This is a genomic window from Ruegeria sp. BI11 (assembly GCF_056538005.1).
The window spans coordinates 81,356-107,330 of sequence record NZ_JBQFSM010000006.1 but is presented as its reverse complement, the minus strand read 5'-3'; the positions used below and the strand labels follow the sequence as shown (position 1 = coordinate 107,330).

Genomic DNA, 25,975 nt, shown 5'->3' with positions numbered 1-25,975 from the left:
ACCTTCCTATAAGCGGCCCGATTGTCAGACAGGAGCCCGCCAATGCGTTTCGCCCATCGTCACCTTCTTGGCATCGAGCATCTGTCGCAGTCCGATATCACCTCCATTCTTGATCTGGCCGAAAAGTATGTCGACCTGAATCGACAATCGACCAAGCATTCCGACGTGCTGTCGGGGCTGACGCAGATCAACATGTTCTTCGAAAACTCGACCCGCACGCAAGCCAGCTTTGAACTGGCGGGCAAGCGTCTGGGCGCGGATGTGATGAACATGGCGATGCAGGCCAGTTCGATCAAAAAGGGTGAGACCCTGATCGACACCGCAATGACGCTAAACGCAATGCATCCCGATCTGTTGGTTGTACGGCATCCGCATTCCGGTGCGGTCGACCTGTTGGCGCAGAAGGTGAACTGCGCGGTGCTGAACGCGGGGGATGGCAAGCACGAACATCCGACGCAGGCCCTGTTGGATGCGCTGACCATTCGCCGCGCCAAGGGCCGATTGCACCGGTTGAACATCGCCATTTGCGGCGATGTTGCGCATTCCCGCGTTGCGCGGTCGAACCTAATCTTGCTGGGCAAGATGGAAAACCGTATCCGCCTGATCGGTCCACCCACTCTGGTGCCCGGCCACTTTGCCGAATTCGGTGCCGAAATTTATGACGACATGAACGAGGGCCTTAAGGACGTCGATGTCGTCATGATGCTGCGCCTTCAGAAAGAACGGATGGATGGCGGTTTTATCCCGTCCGAGCGTGAATATTATCACCGTTACGGGCTGGATGCCGCCAAACTGGCGCTGGCAAAGCCCGACGCCATCGTCATGCATCCCGGCCCGATGAACCGCGGGGTCGAGATTGACGGGACACTGGCCGACGACATCAACCGTTCCGTCATTCAGGAACAGGTCGAAATGGGCGTCGCCGTGCGCATGGCCGCGATGGAACTGCTGGCCCGCAACCTACGCGAGGCAGCATGAGCGATCTGACCGTTGCCCCCCATGAACGCGGCGTGATCCGCCTGTTCGCGCTGAACATGCGCCCGGAAGAGGCCAAGTTCCTGCGTGAACCCGGTGCAGCCAATCAGGTTCTGGGCGTTACGACACTGGATATGGACCAGATCGACATCTTTCCAGTCTCGGACCTCGAAGATCTGGGGCTTTATGGCTATCTGAACGAAGGTTGCGGCGTGTCCGCAGATCAGCTGGATCGCAAGGCGCTTGACGCCATTACGGGTTGGGTCATGGTGGTCCGCAGCGCCGCCTTTGGTGGACGCGCGGTCACAATTGTCCCTGACCGACGATTGCACTTGTTTGGCCCTTTCACCGAAGAGGCGACCAACTGGACCCGCGGCCCGATTGAAACCGAAAGCGCGAAACCGTTCTCGGCCTCTAAAACCCCGCCGCAATCAGACCAACTGCGCCGCATCGGCTCGGCCGTTCTGGCGCTGCTGATCCTGTTGGCCGTCGGAGGCATCCTGTGGCTGATCCTGTGACCTTCGCGCCCGACAAGGGGGCCTATATCCGCACCAACGCCTGGCTGGCAGCCGTTGCCATGGCAGGCGCGATGATCGTGCTGTGGCTGATCGGCAATCCCTATCCCTGGACTGGCGCTCCAGCCGGTCTTGCCGCCATCGGCATCCGCGCGTGGTATCTGGCCTCGGAAGAACTTGTCGCCACGTGGCAGATGACCGACTCCACCCTCACCGGCCCCGGCCCACGAAAGGTGGCGCTGAACCAGATCGAGGCTCTAAAAACCATGGGCAGCTTTGTCCAGATCGTCACCAAAGGCGGCGATAAGCACCTTATCAAATACCAATCGGACCCCGCCGCCACCAAAGCCGCAATCGAAAGGGCCATGGCATGAGTAAACTGATCTTCACCAACGCCCGCCTGATCGACCCTGAAACCGGCACGGACAGCCTTGGTTGGCTGCAAGCGACAAAAGGCAGTATTTCATCGCGCGGCGAAGGCGATGCACCGTCCACGGATGCTCAGATTGTCGACTGTAACGGGCACTGTCTGGCTCCCGGCATCGTCGATATCGGCGTCAAGGTTTGCGAACCGGGCGAGCGGCACAAGGAAAGCTATAAATCCGCCGGTCTTGCAGCGGCGGCCGGAGGGGTAACCACGATCGTTACCCGCCCGGATACCAGCCCGACCATCGACACGCCCGAAAGCCTTGAATTTGTCACCCGCCGCGCACAAGCAGATACGCCGGTCAATGTGCTGCCCATGGCCGCCCTGACCAAAGGGCGCGATGGGCGCGAAATGACCGAGATCGGCTTTCTGCAAGACGCAGGCGCAGTAGCGTTCACCGATTGCGATCACGTAGTGACCAACACCAAGGTATTTTCCCGCGCTCTGACCTATGCACGGTCGTGCGGCGCGCTGGTTATCGCGCATCCGCAGGAACCCATCCTCAGCGCCGGGGCCGCCGCGACCAGCGGTAAATTCGCCACTCTGCGCGGCTTGCCCGCAGTGTCCCCCATGGCCGAGCGGATGGGGCTGGACCGCGACATCGCCCTTTTGGAAATGACCGGCGCCAAATACCACGCCGACCAGATCACCACTGCCCGCGCCTTGCCCGCGTTGGAACGGGCCAAGCGCAACGGGTTGGACATCACCGCCGGAACCTCGATCCACCATCTGACGCTGAATGAGCTCGACGTGGCCGACTATCGCACCTTCTTCAAGGTCAAGCCGCCGCTGCGGTCCGAGGATGACCGGCAAGCGGTGATCGAGGCTGTACGCAGCGGGTTGATCGACATCCTCAGCTCGATGCACACACCGCAGGACGAAGAAAGCAAACGTCTGCCGTTTGAAGAGGCCGCCTCGGGCTCGGTCGCGCTGGAAACGCTGCTGCCCGCCGCACTGCGCCTGTATCATGCGGATCAGTTGGACTTACCGACGTTGTTCCGGGCCATGGCGCTGAACCCCGCTAAACGGCTGGGGTTGGACAGCGGCCGCCTGTCCGAGGGCGCGCCTGCCGATCTGGTGCTGTTCGACCCGGATGTGCCCTTTGTGCTGGACCGGTTCACGCTGAAATCGAAATCGCAAAACACACCGTTTGACGGTCAGCGGATGCAGGGTAAGGTCACCGCAACCTACGTGGCTGGACAAGAAGTTTACCGGAGACCCTAATGCCCCCCTTTGACAGTTCGATGACCCAGCTGATCCTCTGGGCTGTGCTTGGTTATCTCATGGGGTCCATTCCCTTTGGCATGATTATCGCCAAGGTCATGGGGCTGGGCAACCTGCGCAATATCGGGTCAGGCAATATCGGGGCCACCAACGTGCTGCGAACCGGCAACAAGGCCGCCGCCGCGCTGACACTGATCTTTGATGCCGCAAAAGGCGCGGTGGCCGTGCTATTGGCGCGGGCACTGGCTGTGGAAGACGCCGCCCAGATCGCCGCGCTGGCCGCGTTTTTGGGCCATTGCTTTCCGGTCTGGCTGAGCTTCAACGGCGGCAAGGGCGTCGCCACGTTCCTGGGTCTGTGGCTGGCGCTGGACTGGCGCGTGGGCGTGGCCTGCTGCCTGACATGGCTGGTGGCGGCGGCAATCTGGCGGATCTCATCTCTGGGCGCGCTGGTGGCAGCAGCCATGTCGGTTGTCTGGGTGCTGGTTCTGACAGACAGTTCAGCCTTTGCACTGAGCATTATCCTGACCTTGCTGGTCTATTGGCGCCACAGCGCCAATCTGGCGCGGATCAAGGCCGGAACCGAGCCGAAAATCGGCAAGTCGTGATCGCGCCAACCGGCTTTTTGAACGCCTTTTTTGCACTGCCCAAGGGCACGTTCTCGGGTCACGCCAATGGGCGACACTATATTGTCAGCCACTCGGTATTTAGTGCTGGCAAATCCCACAAACTGGTGGCGCACGAACTGGGCGGGCCGGACTATATCAGCCTGAACCTGTATCTGACCAGACGCAGTGGAGCCCTGCTGCGTCCCTGTGAAATGCCCGCCGAAAAGGTCGTTTCGTTCGTCACTACTCTGGTACCGGAAGCGCAATCAAAATCACCAAAACTTGTGTTACCGCACCTTCACAATTGATTGTCTTGAACGTGATCAGAGCACTGCCCAATTGAGGTCCTGTGACGGCCAATTACCGGCGTCGCAAAAACAAAATCCGGTTTGCCCGGGCAAAATTCAGGTGCTCTTGAGCGAGCCTATTCACGAAAGGTGAAACCATGAACAAGTTCAAATCCATTCTGGGCGGTGTCGCGCTGTCCGTTGCAATCGCAAGCTCGGCTCTGGCCGCTGGTGTAGAAATCAACGCAAGCTCGACCGGTCTGGCGATGCAGGGCTATGACCCGGTTGCATATTTCACCGTAGGCGAGCCGACCAAAGGCGATTACCGCATCTCGACCCTGCACAACGACGCGCTGTATCGTTTTGCTTCGGAAGAAAACAAAGCTGCCTTTGAAGCAAACCCGGAAGCGTACCTGCCCGCATATGGCGGCTACTGCGCATTCGGTACCGCGATGGGCTTCAAGTTCGACGGCGACCCCAACTACTGGAAAATCGTTGACAACAAACTGTACCTGAACCTGTCGCAAGACATTCAGGAACGCTGGGAAGGCGACGTTCCGGGCTTCATCGAAAAAGCCGGTGTGAACTGGGAAAACATCGCCGACAAAGATCCGGCTGAGCTGCAGCAGTAACTCGCTGATCTCTGAAAGTTTTACGGCGGCGAGGCATCTCGCCGCCGTTTTTTATGCTCACCGACCATTCTTCCTGTCTCATTATCAGAACGGTCAGGTATGCTATTGCCAATTTTGGCCCTTATTCGACAAATCGACGCCCGGGCTCCAACAGCAACTATTTGCTGATGAAAACAAGCGGATCGGCGGAAGATCACCTTGCCACCCAAAGCGGTTTGAAACCGCCAAATGACCATCCTACCTCTTCACCTGTCGACAAACCCACGGCACGTGGGCCAGTGCCGCTGACTTGAGCACAGCAGCACACTTTCTGGAATTGAATTCCGTAAACGGGCTGTGATCCGGCTACTAAGCCGGGCCGTAGTGATGAGTACAGACGAAAGAACAGCGCAAAACTGCTGCAAAGCAATTCGAATGAAAGGTTACGCTATGACAGGTAAGTTTCTATTGGTTTCCGCAATCGCGACCGTCGCCTCAGGTTCGGCGATGGCACAATCCTCGGGCAACTGGACCGGGTTTTACGGCGGTGCGCAGCTTGGTTACGCCGATATCGATACCAATCTATCAGGTGTAGAAGGCGATGACGCCATCGGTGGTATCATTCTCGGGTACGATTATGATCTTGGCGATTGGGTTGTCGGCGGCGGCTTTGACTATGACTGGACCGGCGTCGAATTGACCCCGGGCGTTGAGGTTGAGGACGTTTGGCGCCTCAAGGCGCGAGCTGGCTACAAAGTAAACCCTCAGGGCTTGCTTTACGGTACCGGCGGCTATGCCAAAGCTGGGACCGACAATCTGGGCAGTGATGACGGCTGGTTCATCGGCGCAGGTTACGAACAGATTGTTGCCCCAAACATCAGCGTCGGCGGTGAAATCCTGTACCACGAGTTCGACAATTTTGACTCGACGGGTATCGACGTGGATGCAACTACGTTCCAGATCCGCGCGGCTTACCGGTTCTAAGCGCATGTATCATCAGGCCCGGTGTCAATCGCGCCGGACCTGATGCGTCTTACGGCTCCAACACCGTGCTACCGGTGGTCTGCCGCATCTCAAGCGCGCGTTGGGCATCAGCCACCTGATCCAACGGAAAACGCTGATCAATGTGAATTTTGACTTCTCCGCCCTCAACCTTACCGAACAAACGCCGGGCCATCGCCTGACAGACCGCATGTTCAGCGATATGGGTAAACAAGGTCGGACGGGTGATCTTGAGCGAACCTTTCTTGGCCAGCATCCCAATATCAATCAGAGGCACCGACCCCGAGGCATTGCCGAAGGAAATCATCATCCCCAGCGGTTTGAGACAGTTCAGCGACCCGTTGAACGTATCCGCACCGATTGAGTCCATCACCACGTCCACGCCCTTGCCGCCGGTGATTTCGGCAACACGCTCGACAAAGTCTTCGGTCCGGTAATTGATGCAATGCGCGGCACCGTTGAATTGCGCAAGACTGCATTTTTCGTCGGTTCCGGCGGTGCCGATCAGAGTAATCCCTTCGGATTTGGCCCATTGGCAGGCGATCAGCCCTACGCCACCAGCTGCCGCGTGAAACAAAACGGTATCGCCGCGCTTCAACGGTGTGGTGCGGTGAAACAGGTATTCGACCGTCATCCCCTTGAGCATCATCGCCGCCGCCGCATCAAAGGAAATCCCGTCAGGCAATGGGCAAACCTGTGCGGCGTGCATTACCCGGGCTTCGGAATAGGCGCCAGCGGGTGCCGCGGCGTAGGCTGCGCGCTGGCCGGGTTCCAGATGAGTCACGCCTTCGCCGACAGCTTCGATCACGCCTGCAGCCTCCATGCCCAAGGCGTGGGGCAGGTCCATTGGGTACAGTCCGATACGTTGGTAGATATCGATAAAATTCAGCCCGCAAGCATGGTGGCGGATACGCACCTCGCCGGGGCCAGGGTCCCCTAGGGGGCGGTCTTCGATATTCAGAACTTCGGGGCCGCCGTGTTCATAAATGACGACGGTTCTTGCCGTTTGCTGCATGCTGACCTCCTGTTGCCTGCGTCCAAGCTAACACGCCAGAAAATCAGAGCAATCGGCACTATTCCGCGTCACGCAACCGCAACGTGAAAAAATGTGCTATACTAGCCACTGGGCGTTGCCGGCTGGTCCGGCCCAAGGCAATTGTTGCCGGATTCACCCTGCTGCGCTGATACGCAATGGGAGGGGAATCAATGGCGAAAACTATTGGAAATCCAATTAGCTGGGCCGCCCAGAATATCGGCGCGACCAGTGATCATATAGCCGAAAGCGTGAATCGCATCGGCAGTTCGGATACGCGACATCTGCCGGTGGTGCAAAACCTGACAATGCAGGACATCAGAGACTGTTTACGTGCAGGATATGAAGACTTTCTGGAGACACGCGCAGACGCCATCTTCATCGTGCTAATCTACCCCATCGCGGGGTTGCTGATGTTCGGGTTCGGGCTGAACCGCAATATGGTGCCGCTGCTGGCACCGCTGATCATGGGCTTCGCGCTGATCGGTCCGATCGCCGCTGTGGGTCTGTACGAAATCAGCCGCAAACGAGAACAAGGGGATGAAGTGCATTGGCTGGACGCGTTTGGCGTGTTCCGATCTCCGTCCTTCGGGGCAATTCTGATGTTGGGCTTCTATCTGGTCATGCTACTGCTGGTCTGGCTAATGGTGGCGCAGAGCATCTATGTCCACACCCTAGGGCCTGATCTGCCCACATCCATCGGAGCATTCGTGACACAGCTATTCACCACCGGCGCGGGATGGACTATGATCATCTTCGGCAACGCGGTAGGGTTCCTGTTTGCCCTGGTCGCACTTGCGATCAGCGTGGTCAGCTTTCCGCTATTACTGGACCGCAAGGTGGGTCTGCCGGTAGCGGTTGTGACCTCGGTCCGGGTGCTGCGGCAAAATCCCGGAGTGATCCTGACATGGGGCTTTATCGTCGCCGCCCTGCTGGTGATCGGCGCAATCCCGATGCTGCTGGGCTTGATCGTGGTGATGCCGGTTCTGGGCCATGCCACATGGCACCTGTATCGCCGGGCCGTCGCCTAAAGCGCGCGGCCTGAACCGCGCGCCTGTCCGTTTAGCCTGCAACGTTCAAAACGATCTTGCCGATGTGATTTGAACTTTCCATACGCGCATGCGCAGCGGCGGCATCGGCCAGTGCGAACTCGCTGTCCATAACGGGCGCCACCCTCCCGGCGTTCAGCAATGGCCAGACCGCCTCGCGTAGATCCTGAGCAATCTTTGCCTTGGCCAGATCGCTTTGCGGGCGCAGGGTGCTGCCAGTCAGGGTCAGACGCTTCACCATCATCAGGGCAAAATTCAGTTCGACCTTCGGGCCTTGCAAAAAGGCAATTTGAACCAATCGCCCGTCCTCGGCCAGCGTCTTGATGTTGCGCGGGATATAATCACCACCCACCATGTCGAGGATCAGGTTTGCACCGCCTTCGGCGCGCAGGACAGCAACGAAATCCTCGTCCCGGTAATTGATCGCCTTTTCCGCCCCCAGATTGACGCAAGCCTCGCATTTATCAGCTGATCCGGCGGTCGCAAAGACCCGTGCACCGAACGCATTGGCCAGTTGGATGGCCGTTGTGCCAATACCGCTAGAGCCGCCATGGATCAGAATACGCTCTCCCGCCTTCAACCCGCCGCGCATGAAGACGTTGGACCACACGGTAAAGAAGGTCTCGGGCAGGCAAGCCGCCTCTTTCATCCCCATGCCTTCGGGCACCGGCAAACAATGCGCGGCGGGCGTGGCGACATATTCGGCATACCCGCCGCCCGGCAACAACGCACAGACCTTGTCGCCAACCGACAGACCTTCGACACCCGCGCCAATGGCCGCGACTTCGCCCGACGCTTCCAGACCCGGCAGATCGCTAGCACCCGGCGGGGGATCATAAGCGCCTGCACGCTGCAAAGCGTCTGGGCGGTTCACCCCCGCATAAGCCACTTTCAGGATCACCTGACCGGCCTGCGGTTCCGGCACAGGGCAGTCGGTCAGCTGCAAGACCTCCGGTCCACCGGGTTCGGTGATCTCAACGGCGCGCATCGTCTGGGTCATGGGCAAATCTCCTTTGCCCAATGCCTAGCAGGCAAATTCTGCAAGGCCCAGATGCTTACTTGCGCGGGTTCAGCATTCCGGGCAGATCGCCCCGCATTTTCATTGGTGGCTTAACCTGGCTGGCGAACCAGTTCGGCACCGCCAGAAACGGTTTGAACAGCGGATTGCCATTAACCTGCGCCTTGAGCTTTTCGATCTGCATCACGTTGTCGATGCGACGGTCCAGAAACTCCCACGTCTTCTGGTGATCCGGGGAATCGTCACCCAGCCAAAACAACAGGGTCGAGGAATAGACCCCCGACAGGGTCGCGCGTTTGGTGTACCAGTTCACATCGTCCGAAGTGTCGCCTAGCGTGTCCCAGATCAGATCGCAGGTCTGCCACAACGCCTTGGCCCCATCCGCCGCATGTGTCGGCAGCGAAAACAGCGTCATACCGCGGCGCACCAGTTCCTTGTCCGGCACAGCCTCAAGCCGAAACCGGACGGCAGCGGCCACGCGGTCGCGGAATTTCAACTCGCTCAGGTCGGTGGATTTCAGACGGTCCACCATGGCCGCATCCCCGCGCGCGTGGAATGCCAGCGCCAGATCAACCGCGCCTCGGGGGCAGATCGCCCGTGCCAGACCGTCATCCATATCGCAATCGGTGATCGCGGCGCGAAAGCTGGCCTCGGACCAGCCATCGAAGGGAACGTGGGTCAGCATCGCGTCCAAAAGTTGTTGTTTTGCATCTTCATAGGTAACGGTCATGGCGGGTCTCCGGTTCTCGGGGCCAGTACTAGACAAGATAGACCGGCTTTGCTATACGGCCAACTCCTGCAATTTCCTTGCAACTCTATCTAGAAAGGTGGTGACAACCACATGCAGGTTAGTGTTCGCGACAATAACGTCGATCAGGCGCTTCGTGCCCTGAAGAAAAAGCTGCAGCGCGAAGGCGTGTTCCGTGAAATGAAGCTGAAGCAACATTTCGAGAAACCGTCCGAGAAAAAAGCGCGCGAGAAGGCTGAAGCGATCCGTCGTGCCCGTAAACTGGCACGTAAGAAAGCACAGCGCGAAGGTTTGCTCTAAAACCTCGCTCGTCCAGCTTTGGATGACACTATTTGACGACCCCCGAGGCATCGCCCGGGGGTTTGTCGTTTCTAGCACCGGTTGCATTCCGCCGAGTCTGCTACAGCCCTAAGCGACAAGCTGCTAAATTGCGCCAAGCAACATTTTGCCCGGCATTTTGCAGCGCAGCGAATCCCGTACCGGTAGCATGCCCCTGCTGAAATTCGCCTGATATCTGAACAGCTCTGTCCGTCCGTTCGACGCCCCCTGTAACTGGCCCCGTCTACTCAGACGACCACACAAACGGAGGCTACCATGTCGACTGCAAGTACATTCGAGCAAGAAATGCTGGCGCTAATCAACGAAGAGCGCACATCTCGCGGGCTGAACCCGCTAAAACTGGAAACACGCCTGAACGCATCGGCCGAGGATCACAGCACCTGGATGCTGAATGCCGATATATTCAGCCACACCGGATCGGGCGGCTCGAGCGCGACCGAACGCATGGAGGACGCCGGGTTCGACTTTTCGGGCAGCTGGCGATCGGGTGAGAACATCGCCTGGCAATCCGAACGTGGCGCCGAGGGCATCAGTGACGATGTCGAGCAACTGCACCAAAGCTTGATGAACAGCTCTGGCCACCGCGCCAACATCCTGAATCCTGATTATGAGTATATCGGCATTGGGATTGAAGAAGGCGACTATAATGGGTGGGACGCCGTCATGGTGACCCAGAACTTTGCCACCACAGATGCCGAGGTCGTGCTGGACAACGGTGTAGTCCCAACGCCGCCCACGGACGAAGTGGCAGAGCCCGAAGAGCCTGTGATTGAAGATCCGAATACCGATGTAACCGAAACCGAGGAACCGGTTGAAGAAACACCGGACACTGACGTCACCGAGACCGAAGAACCCGTCGAAGAAACACCGGGCACTGACGTCACCGAGACCGAAGAACCGGTCGAAGAAACACCCGACACTGACGTCACCGAAACCGAAGAACCGGTCGAAGAAACACCCGACACTGACGTCACCGAAACCGAAGAACCGGTCGAAGAAACACCGGACACCGACGTCACCGAGACCGAAGAACCGGTCGAAGAAACACCGGACACTGACGTCACCGAAACCGAAGAGCCGGACACACCGGAACCGGATGTCACCGATACAGTGGCGGGCGATTGCTTCAACGTTGAAGAGTTCCTTGCAGCGATCGAAGACTTCGTGAACGACCTGCTGGCGTTGGTCGACGACTTCAGGATGAACGACAACCCGGTAACCGTTGCGGACACCATGGAAGATGACTTCATGCTGACGTTGGATATGTGCGGAGCCGAGCCAGCGGCAAACGATGATTCCCCGGTGATGACGGCAGATGAACCAGACGATTTCTTTGTCCTGATGCCGGTCGATAACGGATGCATGATGGACTTTGCCTAAAATCCCAGGCAGCGCGTGGGGCACTGGAAAGGTGCCCCACACACATTCACAGCGCATTTGCGCAGGTTTTCGCACAAACAAAGCGAATCGGGCGGTGGCAAATCGCCGAACGAGTCAGGGTGTCCGGATTGTGTCTGTATCCCGTCAAATTCTCGCCATTAATGTCACGCCAAAATAACTCAATTCAATTGGAGGCAGAATCATGTCGACCGCCAGCAATCTAGAACGGCAGATGCTTGCGCTTATCAATGACGAACGCACAAGCCGCGGGCTGCAGCCGCTGAAGCTTGAGCGGCAGCTGAACGACTCGGCTGAAGATCACAGCGAATGGATGCTGCAGACAGATACCTTTAGCCATACCGGCCAAGGCGGTTCGAGCGCGACGCAGCGGATGAGGGATGCAGGTTTCGATTTCACAGGCAGCTGGAGATCTGGTGAAAACATCGCCTGGCAATCCGAACGCGGAGCTGCAGGTGCCAGCGATGATGTCGTGCAGCTTCATCAAAGCCTGATGAACAGCCCCGGCCACCGAGCCAACATACTGAACCCCGACTTCGAATATATCGGCATCGGTATCGAAGAAGGTAACTTCAACGGTTGGGACGCCGTGATCGTGACCCAGAACTTTGCAACTACCTCAGCTCCGGTTCAGCTGGATACCGGAGGGTCAGGTCAAGGGGATAGTGGAAACCCTGCTCCTACGACTGTGGCTGCGGGTACTGTTGGCACCTCTGTCAACGACTGGTTCGTTCTGCAGCAAGGTCAGGCCGGGTGGCTGGAAGGTAAAGGCGGGGACGACATCCTTGTCGGCCAAAACGCCCGTGATGTTCTGATCGGTGGCGGTGGCAACGACAATCTATCGGGAAAAGGCGGAAACGACTCCCTTCTCGGAGGGAACGGCATAGACGATCTGAGCGGCGGCAGCGGTAGCGATGTAATGCGTGGACAGCATGGTCAAGATGACTTGACTGGCGAGGCCGGAGACGACCACCTTTATGGAGGTGTCGGAAATGACTACGTTCATGGCGGCATAGGTAACGACATATTGTTCGGCCAGGGTGACGACGACCGCCTATTCGGAGCGGACGGAAATGATCGCCTGATCGGCGGCGCCGGAAACGATACCTTGAGTGGTGGCAACGGTTCAGATGATTTCGTATTCATCAACGGTGTGGATCGCGTGACAGATTTCTCTGCCGGCGATCAGGTTTCTTTGCGAGCTTCGCAATCAATCACCAATTATAACGACCTGATAAACAACCACATCACGCAAACTGGGAACGACGTTGTTATCAGCGACGGCTTTGGAAACGAGATGATTCTAGAAAATATCCAGTTGTCCAGCCTGGGCAGTAACGACTTTATTTTCTAGGCTTCTTAGCCCATTCGAATTCTCAAAAGAGTGCCTCTGTGAATACGGAGGCACTCTTTTTTGTCAGTAAATCTTGGGCACATGCAGTTCGTCCGGCAATACGCGTCGTTCGTATTCCGGGTTGTATCTTCGATCCGGCAAATCGACCTTTTCCTGCGGAACATCAGTATAGGGAATCTTAGTCAGAAGATGCTCTATACAGTTCAGGCGCTCGCGTTTCTTGTCATTCCCTTCGACAATGTACCAAGGCGCCTCGGGAATGTTTGTGCGGAACAACATGTCTTCTTTCGCCTTGGTGTAAGCCTCCCAACGGATGCGGGATTCCAGATCCATCGGCGACAGCTTCCACTGCTTCATCGGGTCGTGAATGCGCATGAGGAACCGCAACTGCTGTTCTTCATCGGTGATTGAGAACCAGTATTTCAGCAAAATGATCCCCGACCGCACCAGCATCCGTTCGAATTCGGGAACGTCCTGAAAGAACTGTTCGACCTGATCCTCGGACGCAAACCCCATCACCCGCTCGACCCCAGCACGGTTGTACCAGGACCGGTCGAACAACACGATTTCGCCGGCCGCTGGCAAGTGTGGAACATAGCGCTGAAAATACCACTGGCTTTGTTCCCGACGGCTGGGCGCAGGCAAGGCGACCACGCGTGCGACCCGCGGGTTCAGCCGCTGGGTGATCCGCTTGATCACGCCGCCCTTGCCGGCGCTGTCGCGCCCTTCGAACAGGATGCACACTTTGGCCCCGGTATGCTGTACCCAGTCCTGCACCTTGATCAGTTCGGCCTGCAGGCGCAGCAAATTGCGGAAATAAACCTTGCGATCCAGCATTTCAGGATGCTGGTCCTTGTAAATCTTGCGGATCTCCATCGAGAGCATGGGCTCGCTGAATTCAATCTCGAAATCTTCGTCCAGCGTGTCTTCCAACTCGGCTTCCAGCCAATCTTTGGGGGCATCGTTATGTTCGTAAGCCAAGGTCTTATCCTTATCGTCTATCGGGTCTGGACCATACACCGCACGTGTAACCGCCTGATGTCATCAGAAGAATTGATGAAAGTCCTTCCTCAAGCGAAACCGCATATGGCGGCAAGGTCAAGGTAGTGCAAAAGGGGGTTTGGTCTAACCCTAAATCTGTACCTACAAGCCAAGGGATACAAGCGGCAGAATTGCCGCATTGCCAACAGGTTGGCGTTGCCCTGCTTGCTTAGCGATACATTCTGAAGGCACTAATACTCCGTCAACCCCAAGAGGCAACCGTGGCGCATTTCATTTCCCTTCTGCCTGCGATCTGGCCTTGGTTCATCCTGATTGCCGCGCAAATAAGCATGGTAACGGGCCGACAAAGGCTGGGACTGGTTCTGCTGGCTGTGTTTAGCGGGGCTGTGGCGATGCTTGGATTACTGACTCCACCGGCCATAGCGATTGTATTGGTGGGCCTGTTGGGTGCAGCGGGACTGCGCCGTCTGTCAGGCGGGGTGGCCCTTGTTGGACATCTAGCGTTGATCCTGTGGTGCCTTGCTTTGGCGGCGCATCTGACCCCGGGGTTTCACAATTTGCTAGTTTTGGATCAGGTGCGGGCGGGATCGGAGAGTTCTGCTTTCACAATGTATCTCAACCTCGACAAACCGATGGTCTTGTTCGCCGTCCTGCTCGCCTGGCCCAGTATGATCCACAATGCGCGACCGATCAGAACAGCGCCGTTGTTGATCGGGTTGGCGATGTTGCCTGCGTTGTTCGGGCTGGGGCTCGCCCTTGGCGCGGTACGGCCGGAGTTCAACCTACCCGCTTGGTGGCTGATTTTCGCATTTTCGAACCTGTTCCTGACCTGCCTGACCGAAGAGGCCTTTTTCCGCGGCTACCTGCAGTCGGCCCTGTCTTCAAAAATTGGGGCGGGGTTAGGGATCGCGGCAGCCAGCGTGCTGTTCGGTCTGGCCCATGTGGGCGGTGGCCCGGCGCTGGTTGTCTTCGCCTCGATCCTCGGGGCGGCCTGCGGATTGGGATATTATGCAACCGGACGGCTTTGGGTGCCGGTTCTGATGCATTTCGGCTTCAACGCCCTGCATCTGACCCTGTTCACCTATCCCGGTCCGGCCTGAGCATCACACCGGTAGGGCTGTTGTCTTGAACACCGTGCGCAGCGCGAACGAGCTTTGCATCTGCGCCACGCCTGGCAGCCGTGACAGGTATTGGCGGTGGATGCGGGCAAAGTCCTCGGTGTTTTCGGCGACAACCTTCAGGATATAGTCCGCTGTCCCGGCCATAAGGTGGCATTCAAGAACGTCGGGAATTCGGGCCACAGATTTTTCGAACGCGTCCAAAAGCTCTTCGGCCTGTCCTTGCAACGTGATCTCGACAAAGACTGTTGTGGGCACGTTCATCTTGCGCGCATCCAGCAGCGCCACATAATTGCGGATATAACCGTCAGCCTCAAGCCGCTGAACCCGCCGGTGGCAGGCCGAAGGCGACAGATTCACCTGCTCGGACAGTTCCGCATTCGACATACGGCCGTCCCGCTGAAGGGCCGCCAGAATCTTTTTATCCGTCGCATCCAAGCTCATTCACGCAATTCCTTTGCGAGTTTTTGACAATATAGCGAAGAACTTCCTGAAATATAGCCATATCGCAGGCAGAGTTTCACAGAAATTGCGCTCCGAATCGCACATTATTTAGGCAGTTTATGAATGGAGGAGCGAAAAATGAAAATCGGTTGCCCCAAGGAAATCAAACCCCAGGAATTCCGCGTTGGCATGACGCCCAACGCTGCGCAAGAGGCTGTTGCACGTGGCCATGAGGTTCTGATCGAAACCAATGCTGGGATCGGCTCGGGCTTTGATGATGAATCCTATGTCGCCGCTGGCGCCCGGATCATCGACACGGCAGAAGAAGTGTTCGCCACTGCCGACATGATCGTCAAGGTAAAGGAACCCCAGGCCGTCGAGCGCAAGATGCTGCGCGAAGGCCAGCTGCTGTTCACTTACCTGCATCTGGCGCCCGATCCGGATCAGACCCATGATCTGCTGGCATCGGGCTGCACCGCGATTGCTTACGAAACTGTCACCGCACCTGGCGGCGGCCTGCCTCTGCTGGCCCCGATGTCCGAAGTTGCCGGTCGTCTGGCTCCGCAAGTTGGCTCTTGGACCCTGCAAAAGGCCAATGGTGGCCGCGGCGTTCTAATGGGCGGCGTTCCGGGCGTGGGTCCGGCCAAAGTCGTCGTGATCGGCGGCGGCGTTGTCGGCACACATGCTGCAAAAATCGCAGCAGGCATGGGCGCGGACGTTACCATTTTGGATCGCTCTCTGCCGCGTCTGCGTTACCTCGATGACGTGTTCGGCGGTACTTTCAAAAACCAGTACTCGACCGCTGGTGCCACTGCTGAACTGATCCAGACCGCCGACATGGTCATCGGTGCGGTTCTGATCCCTGGTGCGGCAGCCCCCAAACTGGTGACCCGCGAACAACTGTCCACCATGAAACCCGGTGCGGTTCTGGTTGACGTTGCAATCGACCAGGGCGGTTGCTTTGAGACCTCCAAGGCGACGACGCACGCTGATCCGATCTACGACGTGGATGGCATCATGCACTACTGCGTTGCCAACATGCCGGGTGCCGTTGCGCGCACCTCGACCATCGCACTGGGCAACGCAACCATGCCGTTCCTGCTGTCGCTGGCCGACAAAGGTTGGAAAAAAGCATGTCAGGACGACCCGCACCTGCTGGCCGGTCTGAACGTACATGCTGGTAAACTGACCTATGAAGCGGTCGGCACTGCACTGGGCCTCGACGTCGTCGCACCCGAGGCGATCGTCAACGCCTAAGGCCCTCCCTCCCCTGAAAGCGCCCTCTGACGAGGGCGTTTACAGCGTTGGGCCAGGCGCCGCCCCTGCGGTGCGGCGCGGTTGAACTTTGATCCAACCTTCCCATAAACGAAAACGGCGCCGCGCGATCAGCGCGGCGCCGGGCCCAACCGGAGGAGGGCATTTCAATGCCCGATCGACGGGCGGGAGCCCTCAGGCCTGTTTGTGAATCTCTACCGAATGCGGATACGGAATCGACACGCCTTTTGCGTCGAATGCCTCTTTCACGGCCTTGGTGATTTCGAACTTCACATCCCAGTAATCCGCCGCCGCGCACCACAGGCGAGCCGTCAGATCGACCGAGCTGTCCCCCAGATTGGTGACGCGCACCCAAGGTTCAGGGTCACTGTGGATACGCTCATCAGCCCTGGCGACGTCCAGAATGATCTTCATAGCTTCATCCGCGCTGTCACCGTAATCGATCCCGAACACCAGATCGACACGCCGTGTGTCATGCGCCGAATAGTTGGTGATGATCGAACCCCAGGATTGCCCGTTGGGGACGATGATCTGCACATTGTCCGGCGTCACCAGTTCGGTAGTGAACAAGTTCAGGTCTTTTACCGTCCCGGCTGTGCCGCCAATATCCACATACTGACCCAGTTTATAAGGGCGGAACACTACCAGCATGACACCGGCCGCCAGATCGCTGAGTGTCCCTTGCAACGCCAGACCAATGGCCAGCGACGCGGCACCCAGAATGGCAACGATGCTTGTGGCTTCGATGCCGAATATCCCAAGCACGGCCACCAGAACCATCGCCAGGATGACCCATTTCACCAGACTGGCCGAGAAATTGCCCAGCGTCGGATCAATCTGCGGGGTCGAATTGATCCGGCGGCGCACCAGGCCACCTACGGCACCGGCCACGATCCAACCAAGGATCAGAACGATCAGCGCCTTGACCGCGTTCATGATCAGCGGGGCAAACGCGCCCACCTGTGTTACGACCTCATCCACGGCCATCTCCTTTCAGTAACAAGAAACCCGCAGCTTTCGCGCGGGATTTGCCAAAGTCTGAGGCAAAAACGCCCTTTGGTCTAGGTGCCAGTTCCACCGGATTTCCCCGTTGTTCGCCAGCAAACACGCACTGACCGGTCGTGCACAGCTTTGGGGGCTTAAAAGATGCCCCGTCGGACCCTACGTTTGGGTCATATCCACTCAGGAGCCACACAATGCTGGACACCAAACTTCATCCGATCATGAATCGCTGGCCCGCGCAGTTCCCGGACCGGATTCAACTGTATTCCTTCCCCACACCAAATGGGGTTAAAGCCTCGATAATGCTGGAAGAGACTGGCCTCCCTTATGAGGCGCATAAAGTCACCCTGTCGGATGCAGATGTCAAAAGTCCCGAATTCCTGTCGCTGAATCCAAACAACAAGATCCCCGCGATCATTGACCCGAACGGCCCGGACGGAGAGCCGATCGGATTGTTCGAAAGCGGTGCCATCCTGCTGTATCTGGCCGAAAAATCGGGCAAGTTCATCGGCCAGACCAAAGCAGACAAGCACCGGATCACCCAATGGCTGATGTTTCAGATGGGCGGTATTGGTCCGATGTTCGGTCAGCTTGGATTCTTCCACAAATTCGCTGGCAGCGAGATCGAAGACCCCCGCCCGCGCGAGCGATATGTGAATGAGGCCAAACGCTTGCTGAACGTGCTGAACCAGCAGCTCGATGGACAAGACTGGATCGCCGGAGAGTACTCAATCGCCGATATAGCCATCGCGCCTTGGCTGCGCGGGCTGGAGTTCTATGATGCCAAGGAACTGGTTGGGTGGGACGACCACACCAATGTATCGGCCTACCTGGAGCGTTTTCTGGAACGCCCCGCCGTTCAGAAAGGCCTTGTGACGCCGCCGCGGGACTGACCGCACAGTTCTTTGGCGTGCCCGGGCTTGCGACCAAACTGTGCCGCAAGCCCGTTTGTATAGGGCTGAGTTAACTCGGCAGCTTGCCGGTCAGCACATAGCGCAGAATTTCAACCACTTGCGAGGGTTGCTCGGCCACGGCCAGAGCGGCGGCATCCACCTCTTTCAGCGGGTGCTGGTGTTCGGGGCCATGCAGCACGATCAGCGATTTGCCCAGTGCCGCCGCATAGCCCGCATCAAAGGCTGCGTTCCACTGTTTGTATTTCTCGCCAAACCGTACCACGACAACATCGGCATCTTCAATGCCCTTGCGAGTGCGGATCGCGTTGACCATCGCGCCCTTGTGGTCATGCCAGTATTTGTTTGGTTCTTCGCCCAGAATGGCCACACCGCAATCATCACTGGCATCGTGATCCGTCACAGGGCTGTTGAAGGTGATATCCAGCCCCTGTGCGCCTTCGGTGATTTGTTCGCGCCAATCGGTGTGAATTTCCCCCGACAGATAAACGTTTAAACCCATTTGCTTCCTCCGTTCGTGCTTTGGCGCGTATTTATGTTTTTTTCAGATCCAGCCCAACGGCAAAATGAAAAGCGCGCCCATTAGGCGCGCTTTTCGATCTTGTTACCGTTGAATTAGCCGCGCAGAACGCCGCCGGTGGCTTTGGAAACCTTGGCGATGATCTTTTCGGCCACCGCTTCGATGTCTTTTTCCTTCAGCGTCGCATCGGTTGGCTGCAGGCGCACGGTGATAGCCAGAGACTTCTTGCCTTCACCCAGGCCGCCGCCGATGAATTCGTCAAAGACGCGCACATCCTCGATCAGAGCCTTGTCGGCTCCGGCGGCGGCATTCACCAGCGTCAGCGCCTCGACACTGTCGTCGACGACAAAGGCAAAGTCGCGTTCGACAGCCTGCAGATCGCGCAGTTCCAGCGCGGCGCGGGTGGCACCGGTTTTGCGAGGTAGAGGCACCTCGTCCGGCCAGATGGTAAACGCCATCGCCGGGCCTTTGATGTCCAGCGCCTGCAACACACGCGGGTGCAGCTCGCCAAAGACACCGAGCACCTTTTTCGGGCCCAGACAGATTTTGCCGTGACGCCCAGGATGCCACCAGGCATCGCCATCGCGCAAAATCTGTACCTTGGCCGGTGCGCCGATGGCGGCCAGAACAGCCTCGGCATCCGCTTTGACGTCGAACACATCGACCGGACGCGAAGCGCCGTGCACGTCCTTGGGACCGCTACGGCCAACCAGCAGGCCGGTAATCTGGGTTTTCTGATCGCCGGGTTCGCCGTCATGGAAAACTGGGCCAACTTCGAACAATGCGACGTCCGCATAGCCGCGCGCCTGATTGCGGGCGGCGGCCTGCAACAAACCGGGCAGCAGATCGGGGCGCATATGGCTCATTTCCGACGAAATCGGGTTTTCCAGTTGTGTCGCTTCGTCCCCGCCTCCAAACAGCGCGGCCGAGGCCTGATCAATGAAAGTGTAGGACACGCATTCATTGTACTCCAGTGCCGCGCAGGTACGACGCGCCATCGACTGGCGGCGTTGTGCCGGAGTCATCACCGGTTTCGGGATGCCATCCGTGATACGCGGCAGCGGCTTGCCCTGCAGCTTGGTCAGGGATGCAATCCGTGCGACCTCTTCCACTAGATCGGCCTCACCCATGATATCGGGACGCCAGCTGGGAACATGCGCCATTTCACCCTCCAGACGGAAACCCAGACGGGTCAAAGTCTGACGCTGTTCGCTTTCGGGAATGTCCATTCCAACCAGAGACTGCACCCGCTCGGCATCCAGCTTAAAGGCGCGCGAGTGATCCGGCGCTTTGCCAGCTTCAACGACCTTGGATACTTCGCCGCCGCAGATATCCAGAATCATCTGCGTCGCCTGTTCCAGGCCCTCCAGCGTGTACTCCGGGTCCACACCACGCTCGAACCGATAGCGCGCATCCGAATTGATCTTCAACGCACGCCCTGTCAATGCGATCTGCACATGATCCCAGAACGCGCTTTCGAGGAAGACGTTCACGGTCTCGTCCGTACAGCCGGTTTCCTCGCCACCCATGATACCAGCAATGGATTCCGGGCCTTTGTCGTCGGAAATCACCATCGTGCCGGGCTGCAGGGTGTATTCTTTTTCATCCAGCGCAACCAGCTTTTCACCGCCCTTAGCGCGATGTACCCGCAGATTGCCCTGCACCTTATCCGCATCGAAAACGTGCAGCGGGCGGTTGTGATCAAAGGTCATATAGTTGGTGATATCTACCAGCGCCGAGATCGGTCGCAGACCGATCGCTTTCAACTGATCCTGCAGCCATTGCGGGCTGGGGCCGTTCTTGACGCCCTTGATCAGACGTCCGGTGAAATGGGGCGCGCCGTCCAGCGTATCCTCATCAATCGTCACCTTGATCGGGCTTTCGAAATCACCCGGTACCGGGGTGTAGTCGCGCTGTTTCAGCGTTCCTAGGCCGCGCGCAGCCAGGTCACGGGCAATTCCTTCAACGCCCAGCGCATCAGGGCGGTTCGGGGTGATCGCGATCTCGATCATCGGGTCGACTTTCGACGGCGCATTCTCGGCCAGCCAGTCGATGAACTTGTCACCCACCGCGCCCGAGGGCAGTTCGATGATGCCATCATGCTCATCCGACAGCTCCAGCTCACGCTCGGACGCCATCATGCCGAAACTCTCAACGCCACGGATCTTGCCGACGCTGATGGTCAAGTCCAGACCGGGAATATACATGCCCGGTTTGCAAACCACGACGGTGATGCCTTCGCGGGCGTTTGGGGCACCGCAGATGATCTGCAGCTCACCCTCATCAGTGTCCACTTTACAGACGCGCAGCTTGTCAGCATCCGGGTGTTTCTCGGCGTGTTTCACATACCCAAGGCTAAAATCCTTCAGCCGGTCCGCCGGGTTCACGATCTCTTCGACCTCAAGGCCCAGATCAGTCAGCGCCTCAGCAATCTCGTCCACCGAAGCGTCAGTGTCGAGGTGGTCTTTCAGCCAGGAAAGAGTGAATTTCATCGGTCGGTTTCCGCCAGTAAATCTCGGGTCAGACCGCGTTTACCGGATAATGTGCAGAGGGGAAAGAGGGCGCGTAGAACCCCTACCCCTACTCCTCGGTCACTGTGTTGGAAACGCTGTCCGATCCGGCAAACACCGCCAGAATCCGCGCGATCCCGTCGCCGGTATTCTCACCGGCATGGGGCGACCGGAACGCCTCGACCAGAGCGTCGCCTTCCTTGTAGGTCCGGCTGCCAGCATCGCCGTAATCGACGGTGATCTCACCTTCGAGGATATAGGCCGCCAGCGGCGCGTCATGCCGGTGCAGGCCGGTTTTCTGACCGGGCTGCATGGTGACGATGGCCATGGTGATCTGCGGGGTGCCGTCGGGATATTCCAGCGCCTCACCAATGACCGAGGTTTCGGTCTGCAACAACACGTCGACTGGCGGATAGGTGTCACGCGCAAAAGCGGGCGTGGCGGTAAGGATCAGGGCGAAGGGCAAAAGCAGTTTCATAAGACAGAGATTCCCTTGTCAGATCGTTTCACCTTACAGGAGGGTGAGCACGCGGCGATGTCAAACGGTTCAGGGATAGCTCGGGGTGCGGCCCAGCAATTCGTCCAACTGCCGCCCGATCCAGCCATGAGGGATGAAATGCCCGCCCGGATGCGTGTCCAGCACCACCTGCCCCCTCGCGCAATCGGTCCACTCCATCCGGCTGAGCGTCAGGATCGGCACCACGCTCCAATCCCCACGTTGGGTCGCGTCGTGGCATCCGTATTTCTGCCGCCACAGCGTCACCGGATAGGTGGTATCGCCATCCGCGCCATAGGGGAAATCCATCACGGTATCGCTGAGCCCATGAACGTGGCGCACCTCTCGCGGGGCCTGCGGGCAATCCTCGGTCTGGCGGATACTGCCGGCAACGGCCAGCAGTGCCGCCGTGTCATTGCCCGACTGGCAGACATAACGCCACGCCATCGCACCGCCAAAAGAATAGCCCGAGACATAGATGCGGTCCGGGTCGATCGGATAGCGTCTGGCCACGTCCTCCAGAACACGGTCAGCAAAAGGCACATCGCCGGTGTTCGAGGTCCAGAAATCCCAGCTTTTGCCCAACCCATTTGGGGCCACCAGCAACACACCGCGCAGTTTCGTGGCCCCGGCGATGCGTTCGTGGTTCACCACCACGGTCCCCTGTCGCGCCCAGCCGTGGAAATGCAGCAACACCGGCAGAGGCGTTTCACCGTCCCACCCGTCCGGTTCCAGCACATGATACGAGCGGTCACCGACCTGACAGGCGGTATCACCGTGACAGGTATCGATTGCGATGGCTTGGGTGGCGGTCAGCGAGAATAGGCAGAGCAGTCGGTAGATCATCTGTCGAACCCTAGCGAGCCTGTGCCCGCTGTCACGTCACAACCCCGTGGGTGCATGTAACAAGCCGTGTTTTCGCCAGACCGCTGTAAGTTGGTTTTAATTACAGGCTAGCTCGCACAATACACAAAATTTTTTAGCCAAATGCAGGAGGCCACTTTTCAATTGCCAAACGCAGAATTTAGCATCCGGTTTGGAACTGTGGTATGTTCGTAAATTACCGTTTCAAATCGTTACGGATTGCGCAAACGAGCGTGCGCCCCGTGTGTCGTACAAACTGCTGAAATTTAGTTTTTTGTGGAGTGAACTGATGAAATATTCTGTTGCGCTAATAATTGGGTCATTTTTCTTATTACCGAGTGCTTTAGCTTCCGCTCCATCCGGCGGAATGACCGAAGCACAGTTGACCAACCTTCTTGAAAATGGAGCAACCCTCAAACTGGGAGGGGAAGGACAAGGTTACAGCGGTTCGCTAAAACTCGGCAAAAACGGCAAAGGAAACGGAAAGGCCGTCACCGACGATGGCACGGAAATTGTATTAAAGGGAACTTGGTCGATCAAAGGCGATCAGTTTTGCCGTCAATGGAAAGGAATAGACGGCGGAAATGAGGTTTGTGAAACATGGGTCATAACCTCTCCTCGTTCCGTAGACGTGTACAAAGGCGACCAGAAGATCGGTGTGAACTCCTGGTAGCAGTCGCTACAACGAGCGACTGCCGACTAACTCAACGCGACAAACCACCGTGCAGGTTCGGCATATCCAGCGCCGCGAACCCGTAGTGGCGCAGCCAGCGCAGGTCGGAATCAAAGAACGCCCGCAGATCAGGGATGCCGTATTTCAGCATCGCCAGACGGTCGATGCCGATGCCAAAGGCAAAGCCCTGATAGACCTCGGGGTCGATGCCACCGGCGGCGATCACCTTGGGGTGGACCATGCCCGAGCCCAGAATCTCCATCCAGTCGTCGCCCTCGCCGATCTTCAGCTGACCGTTATCCCAGGAACAGCGGATATCAACCTCGGCCGACGGCTCGGTGAAGGGGAAGTGCGAGGCGCGGAAGCGCAGTTCGACGTCGTCGACCTCGAAGAACGCCTTCACGAATTCTTCCAGAACCCATTTCAGGTTCGCCATCGAGATGTCCTTGTCGATGGCCAGCCCTTCGACCTGATGGAACATCGGCGTGTGGGTCTGGTCATAGTCGGCGCGGTACACACCGCCCGGACAGATGACGCGGATCGGTGCGCCCTGTTTTTCCATCGAACGAATCTGCACCGGAGACGTATGGGTGCGCAGCACGTGCGGCGGGCGATTATCGCCCTCAGCGCGGTGCATATAGAACGTGTCCATCTCGGCCCGTGCAGGGTGGTGGCCGGGGATGTTCAGGGCGTCAAAGTTGTACCAGTCGTCTTCGATCCGCGGCCCTTCGGCCACCGAAAAGCCCAGCTCGGCAAAAATCGCAGTCAACTCCTCGGTCGCTTGGCTGATCGGGTGGATCGAACCCTGACGGCGCGCGCGGGTCGGCAGAGTGACGTCCAGCCATTCGGTGCGCAGACGCTCATCCAGCGCAGCATCGGCCAATGCCGATTTCTTGGCCGAGAGCGCCGAGTTGATCTCGTCCTTCAGGGCGTTCAGCGCGGGGCCTGCGATCTGCCGTTCCTCGGGTGTCATCTTGCCCAGCTCGCGCATCTTCAGCGCGACCTCGCCTTTTTTGCCCACGGCGGCGACGCGGATCGCCTCAAGCGCGTTTTCGTCGCCCGCTTCGGCGATCTGCCCCAGATATTTTGACTTTAGATCGTCCATGACGCTTTCCGAAACTGGCCCCTGAATTTGGTCCAGAACCTGCTATCGGCCAATCCGGGTGAATGCAAGCCGCACGGCGCGGATCAATAGCTGTATTCCGGGAACACCCGCGTCAGATCGCCATTCCAGTCGCCATTGTAGTGATCCAGCAACTCATCAGCCGGAACTTTGCCGGTTTCGATGCTGTCCTTCAGCGCGTTGAGGAAATGTGTCTCATCCGGGACCAGACCGCCTGCACCGGGGAAGGCGCGAGATTTCAGGCCCGCCTCAGAGATCGCAACTACCTCGCGCGCCAGATCGTGCATGTTGATGTTGCCGACCTGCGCCTGCAGCCCGTCTTTTGCGGCCTCGATCCGCAGCGCCTCTCGGGTTTCCGCATCCCAGCCTTTGACCAGATCCCAGGCCGCATCCAGCGCACCCTGATCATAGGTCAGACCAACCCAGAACGCAGGCAGCGCGCACAGGCGGCGCCACGGGCCACCATCGGCGCCGCGCATCTCCATGAATTTCTTGATCCGCGCTTCGGGGAAGGCGGTGGTCAGGTGGTCGGCCCAATCCGACAGGGTCGGCGTTTCACCGGGCAGCGCCGGCAGTTTGCCTTGCAGGAAGTCGCGGAAGGACTGACCCAGCGCGTCGATATACTGACCGTCGCGATAGACGAAATACATCGGTACGTCCAATGCGTATTGGACCCAGCGTTCGAACCCGAACCCTTCCTCAAACACAAAGGGCAGCATGCCGGTGCGTGCATTGTCCAGATGCTGCCAGATATAGCTGCGCCAGCTTTTCTGGCCGTTGGGCTTGCCTTCAAAGAACGGAGAATTGGCGAACAGCGCGGTCGCCACCGGCTGCAACGCCAGTGCGACGCGCAATTTCTGCACCATGTCGGCCTCGGAGCCGAAGTCGATATTGACCTGCACCGTGCAGGTTCGGCGCATCATGGAGCGGCCCATGGTGCCGACTTTTTCCATGTAGTCATTCATCAGACGATACCGCCCCTTGGGCATCAGCGGCATCTCATCATGTGTCCAGATCGGCGCGGCCCCAAGGCCGATGAATCCAACGCCGATCTTGTCGGCGATGTCTTTCACGTCGCGCAGGTGGGCGTTCACCTCGTCACAGGTTTCGTGAATGGTCTCCAACGGCGCACCGGACAATTCCAGCTGCCCACCGGGTTCGAGCGAGACATTTGCCCCGTCTTTTTGCAGGCCAATCAGCTTGCCATTTTCTTCCAACGGCTCCCACGCGTGCAGGTCGCGCAGGCCTTTGAGCACGGCCAAAATCGAGCGCTCGCCCTCATAGGGCAGCGGTTTCAGCGTGTCTTTGCAATAGCCGAACTTTTCATGTTCGGTCCCGATGCGCCAATCCTGCTTGGGCTTACAACCCGATTCCAGATATTCGGCCAGTTGCTCATGGCGTTCGATCGGTCCGCCGCCGGACTGAGGGATGGACATGAGTCGCGCTCCGATC

The 25,975-nt window shown here is 58.2% G+C and carries 28 protein-coding genes; 16 read left to right on the top strand and 12 right to left on the bottom strand.

All coding sequences use genetic code 11. The features are described 5' to 3' along the window. Positions 1 to 42 precede the first annotated feature (42 nt). The 8 genes from ACR0DT_RS14355 to ACR0DT_RS14320 all read left to right on the top strand — a co-directional run bounded on the left by ACR0DT_RS14355 (position 43) and on the right by ACR0DT_RS14320 (position 5,628). Positions 43 to 978: an aspartate carbamoyltransferase catalytic subunit gene (locus ACR0DT_RS14355; protein ID WP_480711407.1), complete on the top strand. Its 936-nt coding sequence runs from the start codon at positions 43 to 45 to the stop codon at positions 976 to 978. Further along, a complete protein-coding gene (locus ACR0DT_RS14350; protein WP_480711406.1) occupies positions 975 to 1,493 on the top strand; it encodes a hypothetical protein in 519 nt (172 codons plus the stop codon). The genes ACR0DT_RS14355 and ACR0DT_RS14350 overlap by 4 nt, the downstream gene beginning before the upstream one ends. Continuing rightward, positions 1,478 to 1,864: a hypothetical protein gene (locus ACR0DT_RS14345; protein WP_480711405.1), complete on the top strand. Its 387-nt coding sequence runs from the start codon at positions 1,478 to 1,480 to the stop codon at positions 1,862 to 1,864. The genes ACR0DT_RS14350 and ACR0DT_RS14345 overlap by 16 nt, the downstream gene beginning before the upstream one ends. Continuing rightward, entirely contained in the window at positions 1,861 to 3,141 is a 1,281-nt protein-coding gene (pyrC, locus tag ACR0DT_RS14340) for a dihydroorotase (RefSeq protein ID WP_480711404.1), read from the top strand. The genes ACR0DT_RS14345 and pyrC overlap by 4 nt, the downstream gene beginning before the upstream one ends. Next, positions 3,141 to 3,746, top strand: coding sequence for a glycerol-3-phosphate 1-O-acyltransferase PlsY (plsY, locus tag ACR0DT_RS14335; RefSeq protein WP_480711403.1), 606 nt, complete (start codon positions 3,141 to 3,143; stop codon positions 3,744 to 3,746). Before pyrC ends, plsY begins: the two co-directional genes overlap by 1 nt. Then, positions 3,743 to 4,054: a hypothetical protein gene (locus ACR0DT_RS14330; protein ID WP_480711402.1), complete on the top strand. Its 312-nt coding sequence runs from the start codon at positions 3,743 to 3,745 to the stop codon at positions 4,052 to 4,054. The genes plsY and ACR0DT_RS14330 overlap by 4 nt, the downstream gene beginning before the upstream one ends. Positions 4,055 to 4,191: 137 nt before the next feature. Next, a complete protein-coding gene (locus tag ACR0DT_RS14325) occupies positions 4,192 to 4,665 on the top strand; it encodes a YHS domain-containing (seleno)protein (protein WP_480711401.1) in 474 nt (157 codons plus the stop codon). Positions 4,666 to 5,094: 429 nt separating this feature from the next. Further along, on the top strand, positions 5,095 to 5,628 hold the full coding sequence (locus tag ACR0DT_RS14320; protein WP_480711400.1) for an outer membrane protein: 534 nt from the start codon (positions 5,095 to 5,097) through the stop codon (positions 5,626 to 5,628). 49 nt (positions 5,629 to 5,677) lie between these two features. On the opposite strand, the gene ACR0DT_RS14315 is transcribed toward ACR0DT_RS14320, so the two are convergent. Beyond that, complete coding sequence (locus tag ACR0DT_RS14315; protein ID WP_480711399.1) at positions 5,678 to 6,661, bottom strand: quinone oxidoreductase family protein; 984 nt, start codon at positions 6,659 to 6,661, stop codon at positions 5,678 to 5,680. A gap of 191 nt (positions 6,662 to 6,852) precedes the next feature. Between ACR0DT_RS14315 and ACR0DT_RS14310 the strand changes: the two genes are divergently transcribed. Next, positions 6,853 to 7,710: a DUF2189 domain-containing protein gene (locus ACR0DT_RS14310; protein ID WP_480711398.1), complete on the top strand. Its 858-nt coding sequence runs from the start codon at positions 6,853 to 6,855 to the stop codon at positions 7,708 to 7,710. A gap of 31 nt (positions 7,711 to 7,741) precedes the next feature. Here the strand turns inward: ACR0DT_RS14310 and ACR0DT_RS14305 are convergent, their stop codons facing one another. After that, positions 7,742 to 8,728: an NAD(P)H-quinone oxidoreductase gene (locus tag ACR0DT_RS14305; protein WP_480711397.1), complete on the bottom strand. Its 987-nt coding sequence runs from the start codon at positions 8,726 to 8,728 to the stop codon at positions 7,742 to 7,744. Between the two features lie 55 nt (positions 8,729 to 8,783). Next, positions 8,784 to 9,476, bottom strand: coding sequence for a COQ9 family protein (locus ACR0DT_RS14300; RefSeq protein ID WP_480711396.1), 693 nt, complete (start codon positions 9,474 to 9,476; stop codon positions 8,784 to 8,786). A 111-nt stretch (positions 9,477 to 9,587) separates the two neighbouring features. Here ACR0DT_RS14300 and rpsU point away from each other — a divergent pair, with 111 nt between their 5' ends. The 3 genes from rpsU (at position 9,588) to ACR0DT_RS14285 (ending at position 12,585) form a co-directional block, all read left to right on the top strand. Continuing rightward, the gene (gene rpsU / locus ACR0DT_RS14295; RefSeq protein WP_005614280.1) at positions 9,588 to 9,794 is read left to right on the top strand and encodes a 30S ribosomal protein S21; all 207 of its coding nucleotides are present in this window, start codon (positions 9,588 to 9,590) and stop codon (positions 9,792 to 9,794) included. Between the two features lie 294 nt (positions 9,795 to 10,088). Beyond that, entirely contained in the window at positions 10,089 to 11,213 is a 1,125-nt protein-coding gene (locus ACR0DT_RS14290; RefSeq protein WP_480711395.1) for a CAP domain-containing protein, read from the top strand. Positions 11,214 to 11,415: 202 nt separating this feature from the next. Beyond that, positions 11,416 to 12,585 (top strand): CAP domain-containing protein, encoded by a 1,170-nt coding sequence (locus ACR0DT_RS14285; protein WP_480711394.1) that lies wholly within the window; start codon positions 11,416 to 11,418, stop codon positions 12,583 to 12,585. A gap of 63 nt (positions 12,586 to 12,648) precedes the next feature. On the opposite strand, the gene ppk2 is transcribed toward ACR0DT_RS14285, so the two are convergent. Further along, the gene (gene ppk2, locus ACR0DT_RS14280) at positions 12,649 to 13,566 is read right to left on the bottom strand and encodes a polyphosphate kinase 2 (RefSeq protein ID WP_480711393.1); all 918 of its coding nucleotides are present in this window, start codon (positions 13,564 to 13,566) and stop codon (positions 12,649 to 12,651) included. Between the two features lie 281 nt (positions 13,567 to 13,847). Here ppk2 and ACR0DT_RS14275 point away from each other — a divergent pair, with 281 nt between their 5' ends. Beyond that, positions 13,848 to 14,687: a CPBP family intramembrane glutamic endopeptidase gene (locus ACR0DT_RS14275; RefSeq protein WP_480711392.1), complete on the top strand. Its 840-nt coding sequence runs from the start codon at positions 13,848 to 13,850 to the stop codon at positions 14,685 to 14,687. 3 nt (positions 14,688 to 14,690) lie between these two features. On the opposite strand, the gene ACR0DT_RS14270 is transcribed toward ACR0DT_RS14275, so the two are convergent. Next, positions 14,691 to 15,149 (bottom strand): Lrp/AsnC family transcriptional regulator, encoded by a 459-nt coding sequence (locus ACR0DT_RS14270; protein WP_058281836.1) that lies wholly within the window; start codon positions 15,147 to 15,149, stop codon positions 14,691 to 14,693. Between the two features lie 138 nt (positions 15,150 to 15,287). Here ACR0DT_RS14270 and ald point away from each other — a divergent pair, with 138 nt between their 5' ends. Beyond that, on the top strand, positions 15,288 to 16,406 hold the full coding sequence (gene ald / locus ACR0DT_RS14265) for an alanine dehydrogenase (protein ID WP_480711391.1): 1,119 nt from the start codon (positions 15,288 to 15,290) through the stop codon (positions 16,404 to 16,406). A 192-nt stretch (positions 16,407 to 16,598) separates the two neighbouring features. Here the strand turns inward: ald and ACR0DT_RS14260 are convergent, their stop codons facing one another. Continuing rightward, on the bottom strand, positions 16,599 to 17,411 hold the full coding sequence (locus ACR0DT_RS14260; protein WP_480711390.1) for a mechanosensitive ion channel family protein: 813 nt from the start codon (positions 17,409 to 17,411) through the stop codon (positions 16,599 to 16,601). Positions 17,412 to 17,620: 209 nt separating this feature from the next. Between ACR0DT_RS14260 and ACR0DT_RS14255 the strand changes: the two genes are divergently transcribed. Further along, the gene (locus tag ACR0DT_RS14255) at positions 17,621 to 18,319 is read left to right on the top strand and encodes a glutathione S-transferase family protein (RefSeq protein ID WP_480711389.1); all 699 of its coding nucleotides are present in this window, start codon (positions 17,621 to 17,623) and stop codon (positions 18,317 to 18,319) included. Between the two features lie 70 nt (positions 18,320 to 18,389). Here ACR0DT_RS14255 and ACR0DT_RS14250 read toward each other — a convergent pair whose 3' ends face one another. The 4 genes from ACR0DT_RS14250 to ACR0DT_RS14235 form a co-directional block, all read right to left on the bottom strand. Further along, complete coding sequence (locus tag ACR0DT_RS14250; RefSeq protein ID WP_480711388.1) at positions 18,390 to 18,839, bottom strand: YtoQ family protein; 450 nt, start codon at positions 18,837 to 18,839, stop codon at positions 18,390 to 18,392. Positions 18,840 to 18,952: 113 nt separating this feature from the next. After that, complete coding sequence (pheT, locus tag ACR0DT_RS14245; protein ID WP_480711387.1) at positions 18,953 to 21,349, bottom strand: phenylalanine--tRNA ligase subunit beta; 2,397 nt, start codon at positions 21,347 to 21,349, stop codon at positions 18,953 to 18,955. Between the two features lie 88 nt (positions 21,350 to 21,437). Continuing rightward, positions 21,438 to 21,845: a cupin domain-containing protein gene (locus ACR0DT_RS14240; RefSeq protein ID WP_480711386.1), complete on the bottom strand. Its 408-nt coding sequence runs from the start codon at positions 21,843 to 21,845 to the stop codon at positions 21,438 to 21,440. A gap of 69 nt (positions 21,846 to 21,914) precedes the next feature. Continuing rightward, complete coding sequence (locus tag ACR0DT_RS14235) at positions 21,915 to 22,709, bottom strand: CE1 family esterase (RefSeq protein WP_480711385.1); 795 nt, start codon at positions 22,707 to 22,709, stop codon at positions 21,915 to 21,917. Positions 22,710 to 23,016: 307 nt separating this feature from the next. Between ACR0DT_RS14235 and ACR0DT_RS14230 the strand changes: the two genes are divergently transcribed. Further along, positions 23,017 to 23,400, top strand: a complete 384-nt coding sequence (locus tag ACR0DT_RS14230; protein ID WP_480711384.1) for a hypothetical protein — start codon at positions 23,017 to 23,019, stop codon at positions 23,398 to 23,400. 31 nt (positions 23,401 to 23,431) lie between these two features. Here the strand turns inward: ACR0DT_RS14230 and pheS are convergent, their stop codons facing one another. Together pheS and ACR0DT_RS14220 are read right to left on the bottom strand one after the other, a co-directional pair. Next, positions 23,432 to 24,505 carry a phenylalanine--tRNA ligase subunit alpha gene (gene pheS, locus ACR0DT_RS14225; RefSeq protein ID WP_480711383.1) on the bottom strand — a complete coding sequence of 358 codons (1,074 nt, stop codon included), beginning with the start codon at positions 24,503 to 24,505 and terminating at the stop codon, positions 23,432 to 23,434. A gap of 83 nt (positions 24,506 to 24,588) precedes the next feature. After that, complete coding sequence (locus tag ACR0DT_RS14220) at positions 24,589 to 25,959, bottom strand: glutamate--cysteine ligase (protein WP_480711382.1); 1,371 nt, start codon at positions 25,957 to 25,959, stop codon at positions 24,589 to 24,591. Positions 25,960 to 25,975: the final 16 nt, after the last annotated feature.

Coding starts and splice junctions, on each gene's coding strand:
- ACR0DT_RS14355 (WP_480711407.1), top strand. CDS start 43: ATGCGTTTCGCCCATCGTCACCTTCTTGGCATCGAGCATCTGTCGCAG.
- ACR0DT_RS14350 (WP_480711406.1), top strand. CDS start 975: ATGAGCGATCTGACCGTTGCCCCCCATGAACGCGGCGTGATCCGCCTG.
- pyrC (WP_480711404.1), top strand. CDS start 1,861: ATGAGTAAACTGATCTTCACCAACGCCCGCCTGATCGACCCTGAAACC.
- plsY (WP_480711403.1), top strand. CDS start 3,141: ATGCCCCCCTTTGACAGTTCGATGACCCAGCTGATCCTCTGGGCTGTG.
- ACR0DT_RS14325 (WP_480711401.1), top strand. CDS start 4,192: ATGAACAAGTTCAAATCCATTCTGGGCGGTGTCGCGCTGTCCGTTGCA.
- ACR0DT_RS14320 (WP_480711400.1), top strand. CDS start 5,095: ATGACAGGTAAGTTTCTATTGGTTTCCGCAATCGCGACCGTCGCCTCA.
- ACR0DT_RS14315 (WP_480711399.1), bottom strand. CDS start 6,661: ATGCAGCAAACGGCAAGAACCGTCGTCATTTATGAACACGGCGGCCCC.
- ACR0DT_RS14310 (WP_480711398.1), top strand. CDS start 6,853: ATGGCGAAAACTATTGGAAATCCAATTAGCTGGGCCGCCCAGAATATC.
- ACR0DT_RS14305 (WP_480711397.1), bottom strand. CDS start 8,728: ATGACCCAGACGATGCGCGCCGTTGAGATCACCGAACCCGGTGGACCG.
- ACR0DT_RS14300 (WP_480711396.1), bottom strand. CDS start 9,476: ATGACCGTTACCTATGAAGATGCAAAACAACAACTTTTGGACGCGATG.
- rpsU (WP_005614280.1), top strand. CDS start 9,588: ATGCAGGTTAGTGTTCGCGACAATAACGTCGATCAGGCGCTTCGTGCC.
- ACR0DT_RS14290 (WP_480711395.1), top strand. CDS start 10,089: ATGTCGACTGCAAGTACATTCGAGCAAGAAATGCTGGCGCTAATCAAC.
- ACR0DT_RS14285 (WP_480711394.1), top strand. CDS start 11,416: ATGTCGACCGCCAGCAATCTAGAACGGCAGATGCTTGCGCTTATCAAT.
- ACR0DT_RS14270 (WP_058281836.1), bottom strand. CDS start 15,149: ATGAGCTTGGATGCGACGGATAAAAAGATTCTGGCGGCCCTTCAGCGG.
- ald (WP_480711391.1), top strand. CDS start 15,288: ATGAAAATCGGTTGCCCCAAGGAAATCAAACCCCAGGAATTCCGCGTT.
- ACR0DT_RS14260 (WP_480711390.1), bottom strand. CDS start 17,411: ATGGCCGTGGATGAGGTCGTAACACAGGTGGGCGCGTTTGCCCCGCTG.
- ACR0DT_RS14255 (WP_480711389.1), top strand. CDS start 17,621: ATGCTGGACACCAAACTTCATCCGATCATGAATCGCTGGCCCGCGCAG.
- ACR0DT_RS14250 (WP_480711388.1), bottom strand. CDS start 18,839: ATGGGTTTAAACGTTTATCTGTCGGGGGAAATTCACACCGATTGGCGC.
- pheT (WP_480711387.1), bottom strand. CDS start 21,349: ATGAAATTCACTCTTTCCTGGCTGAAAGACCACCTCGACACTGACGCT.
- ACR0DT_RS14240 (WP_480711386.1), bottom strand. CDS start 21,845: ATGAAACTGCTTTTGCCCTTCGCCCTGATCCTTACCGCCACGCCCGCT.
- ACR0DT_RS14235 (WP_480711385.1), bottom strand. CDS start 22,709: ATGATCTACCGACTGCTCTGCCTATTCTCGCTGACCGCCACCCAAGCC.
- ACR0DT_RS14230 (WP_480711384.1), top strand. CDS start 23,017: ATGAAATATTCTGTTGCGCTAATAATTGGGTCATTTTTCTTATTACCG.
- pheS (WP_480711383.1), bottom strand. CDS start 24,505: ATGGACGATCTAAAGTCAAAATATCTGGGGCAGATCGCCGAAGCGGGC.
- ACR0DT_RS14220 (WP_480711382.1), bottom strand. CDS start 25,959: ATGTCCATCCCTCAGTCCGGCGGCGGACCGATCGAACGCCATGAGCAA.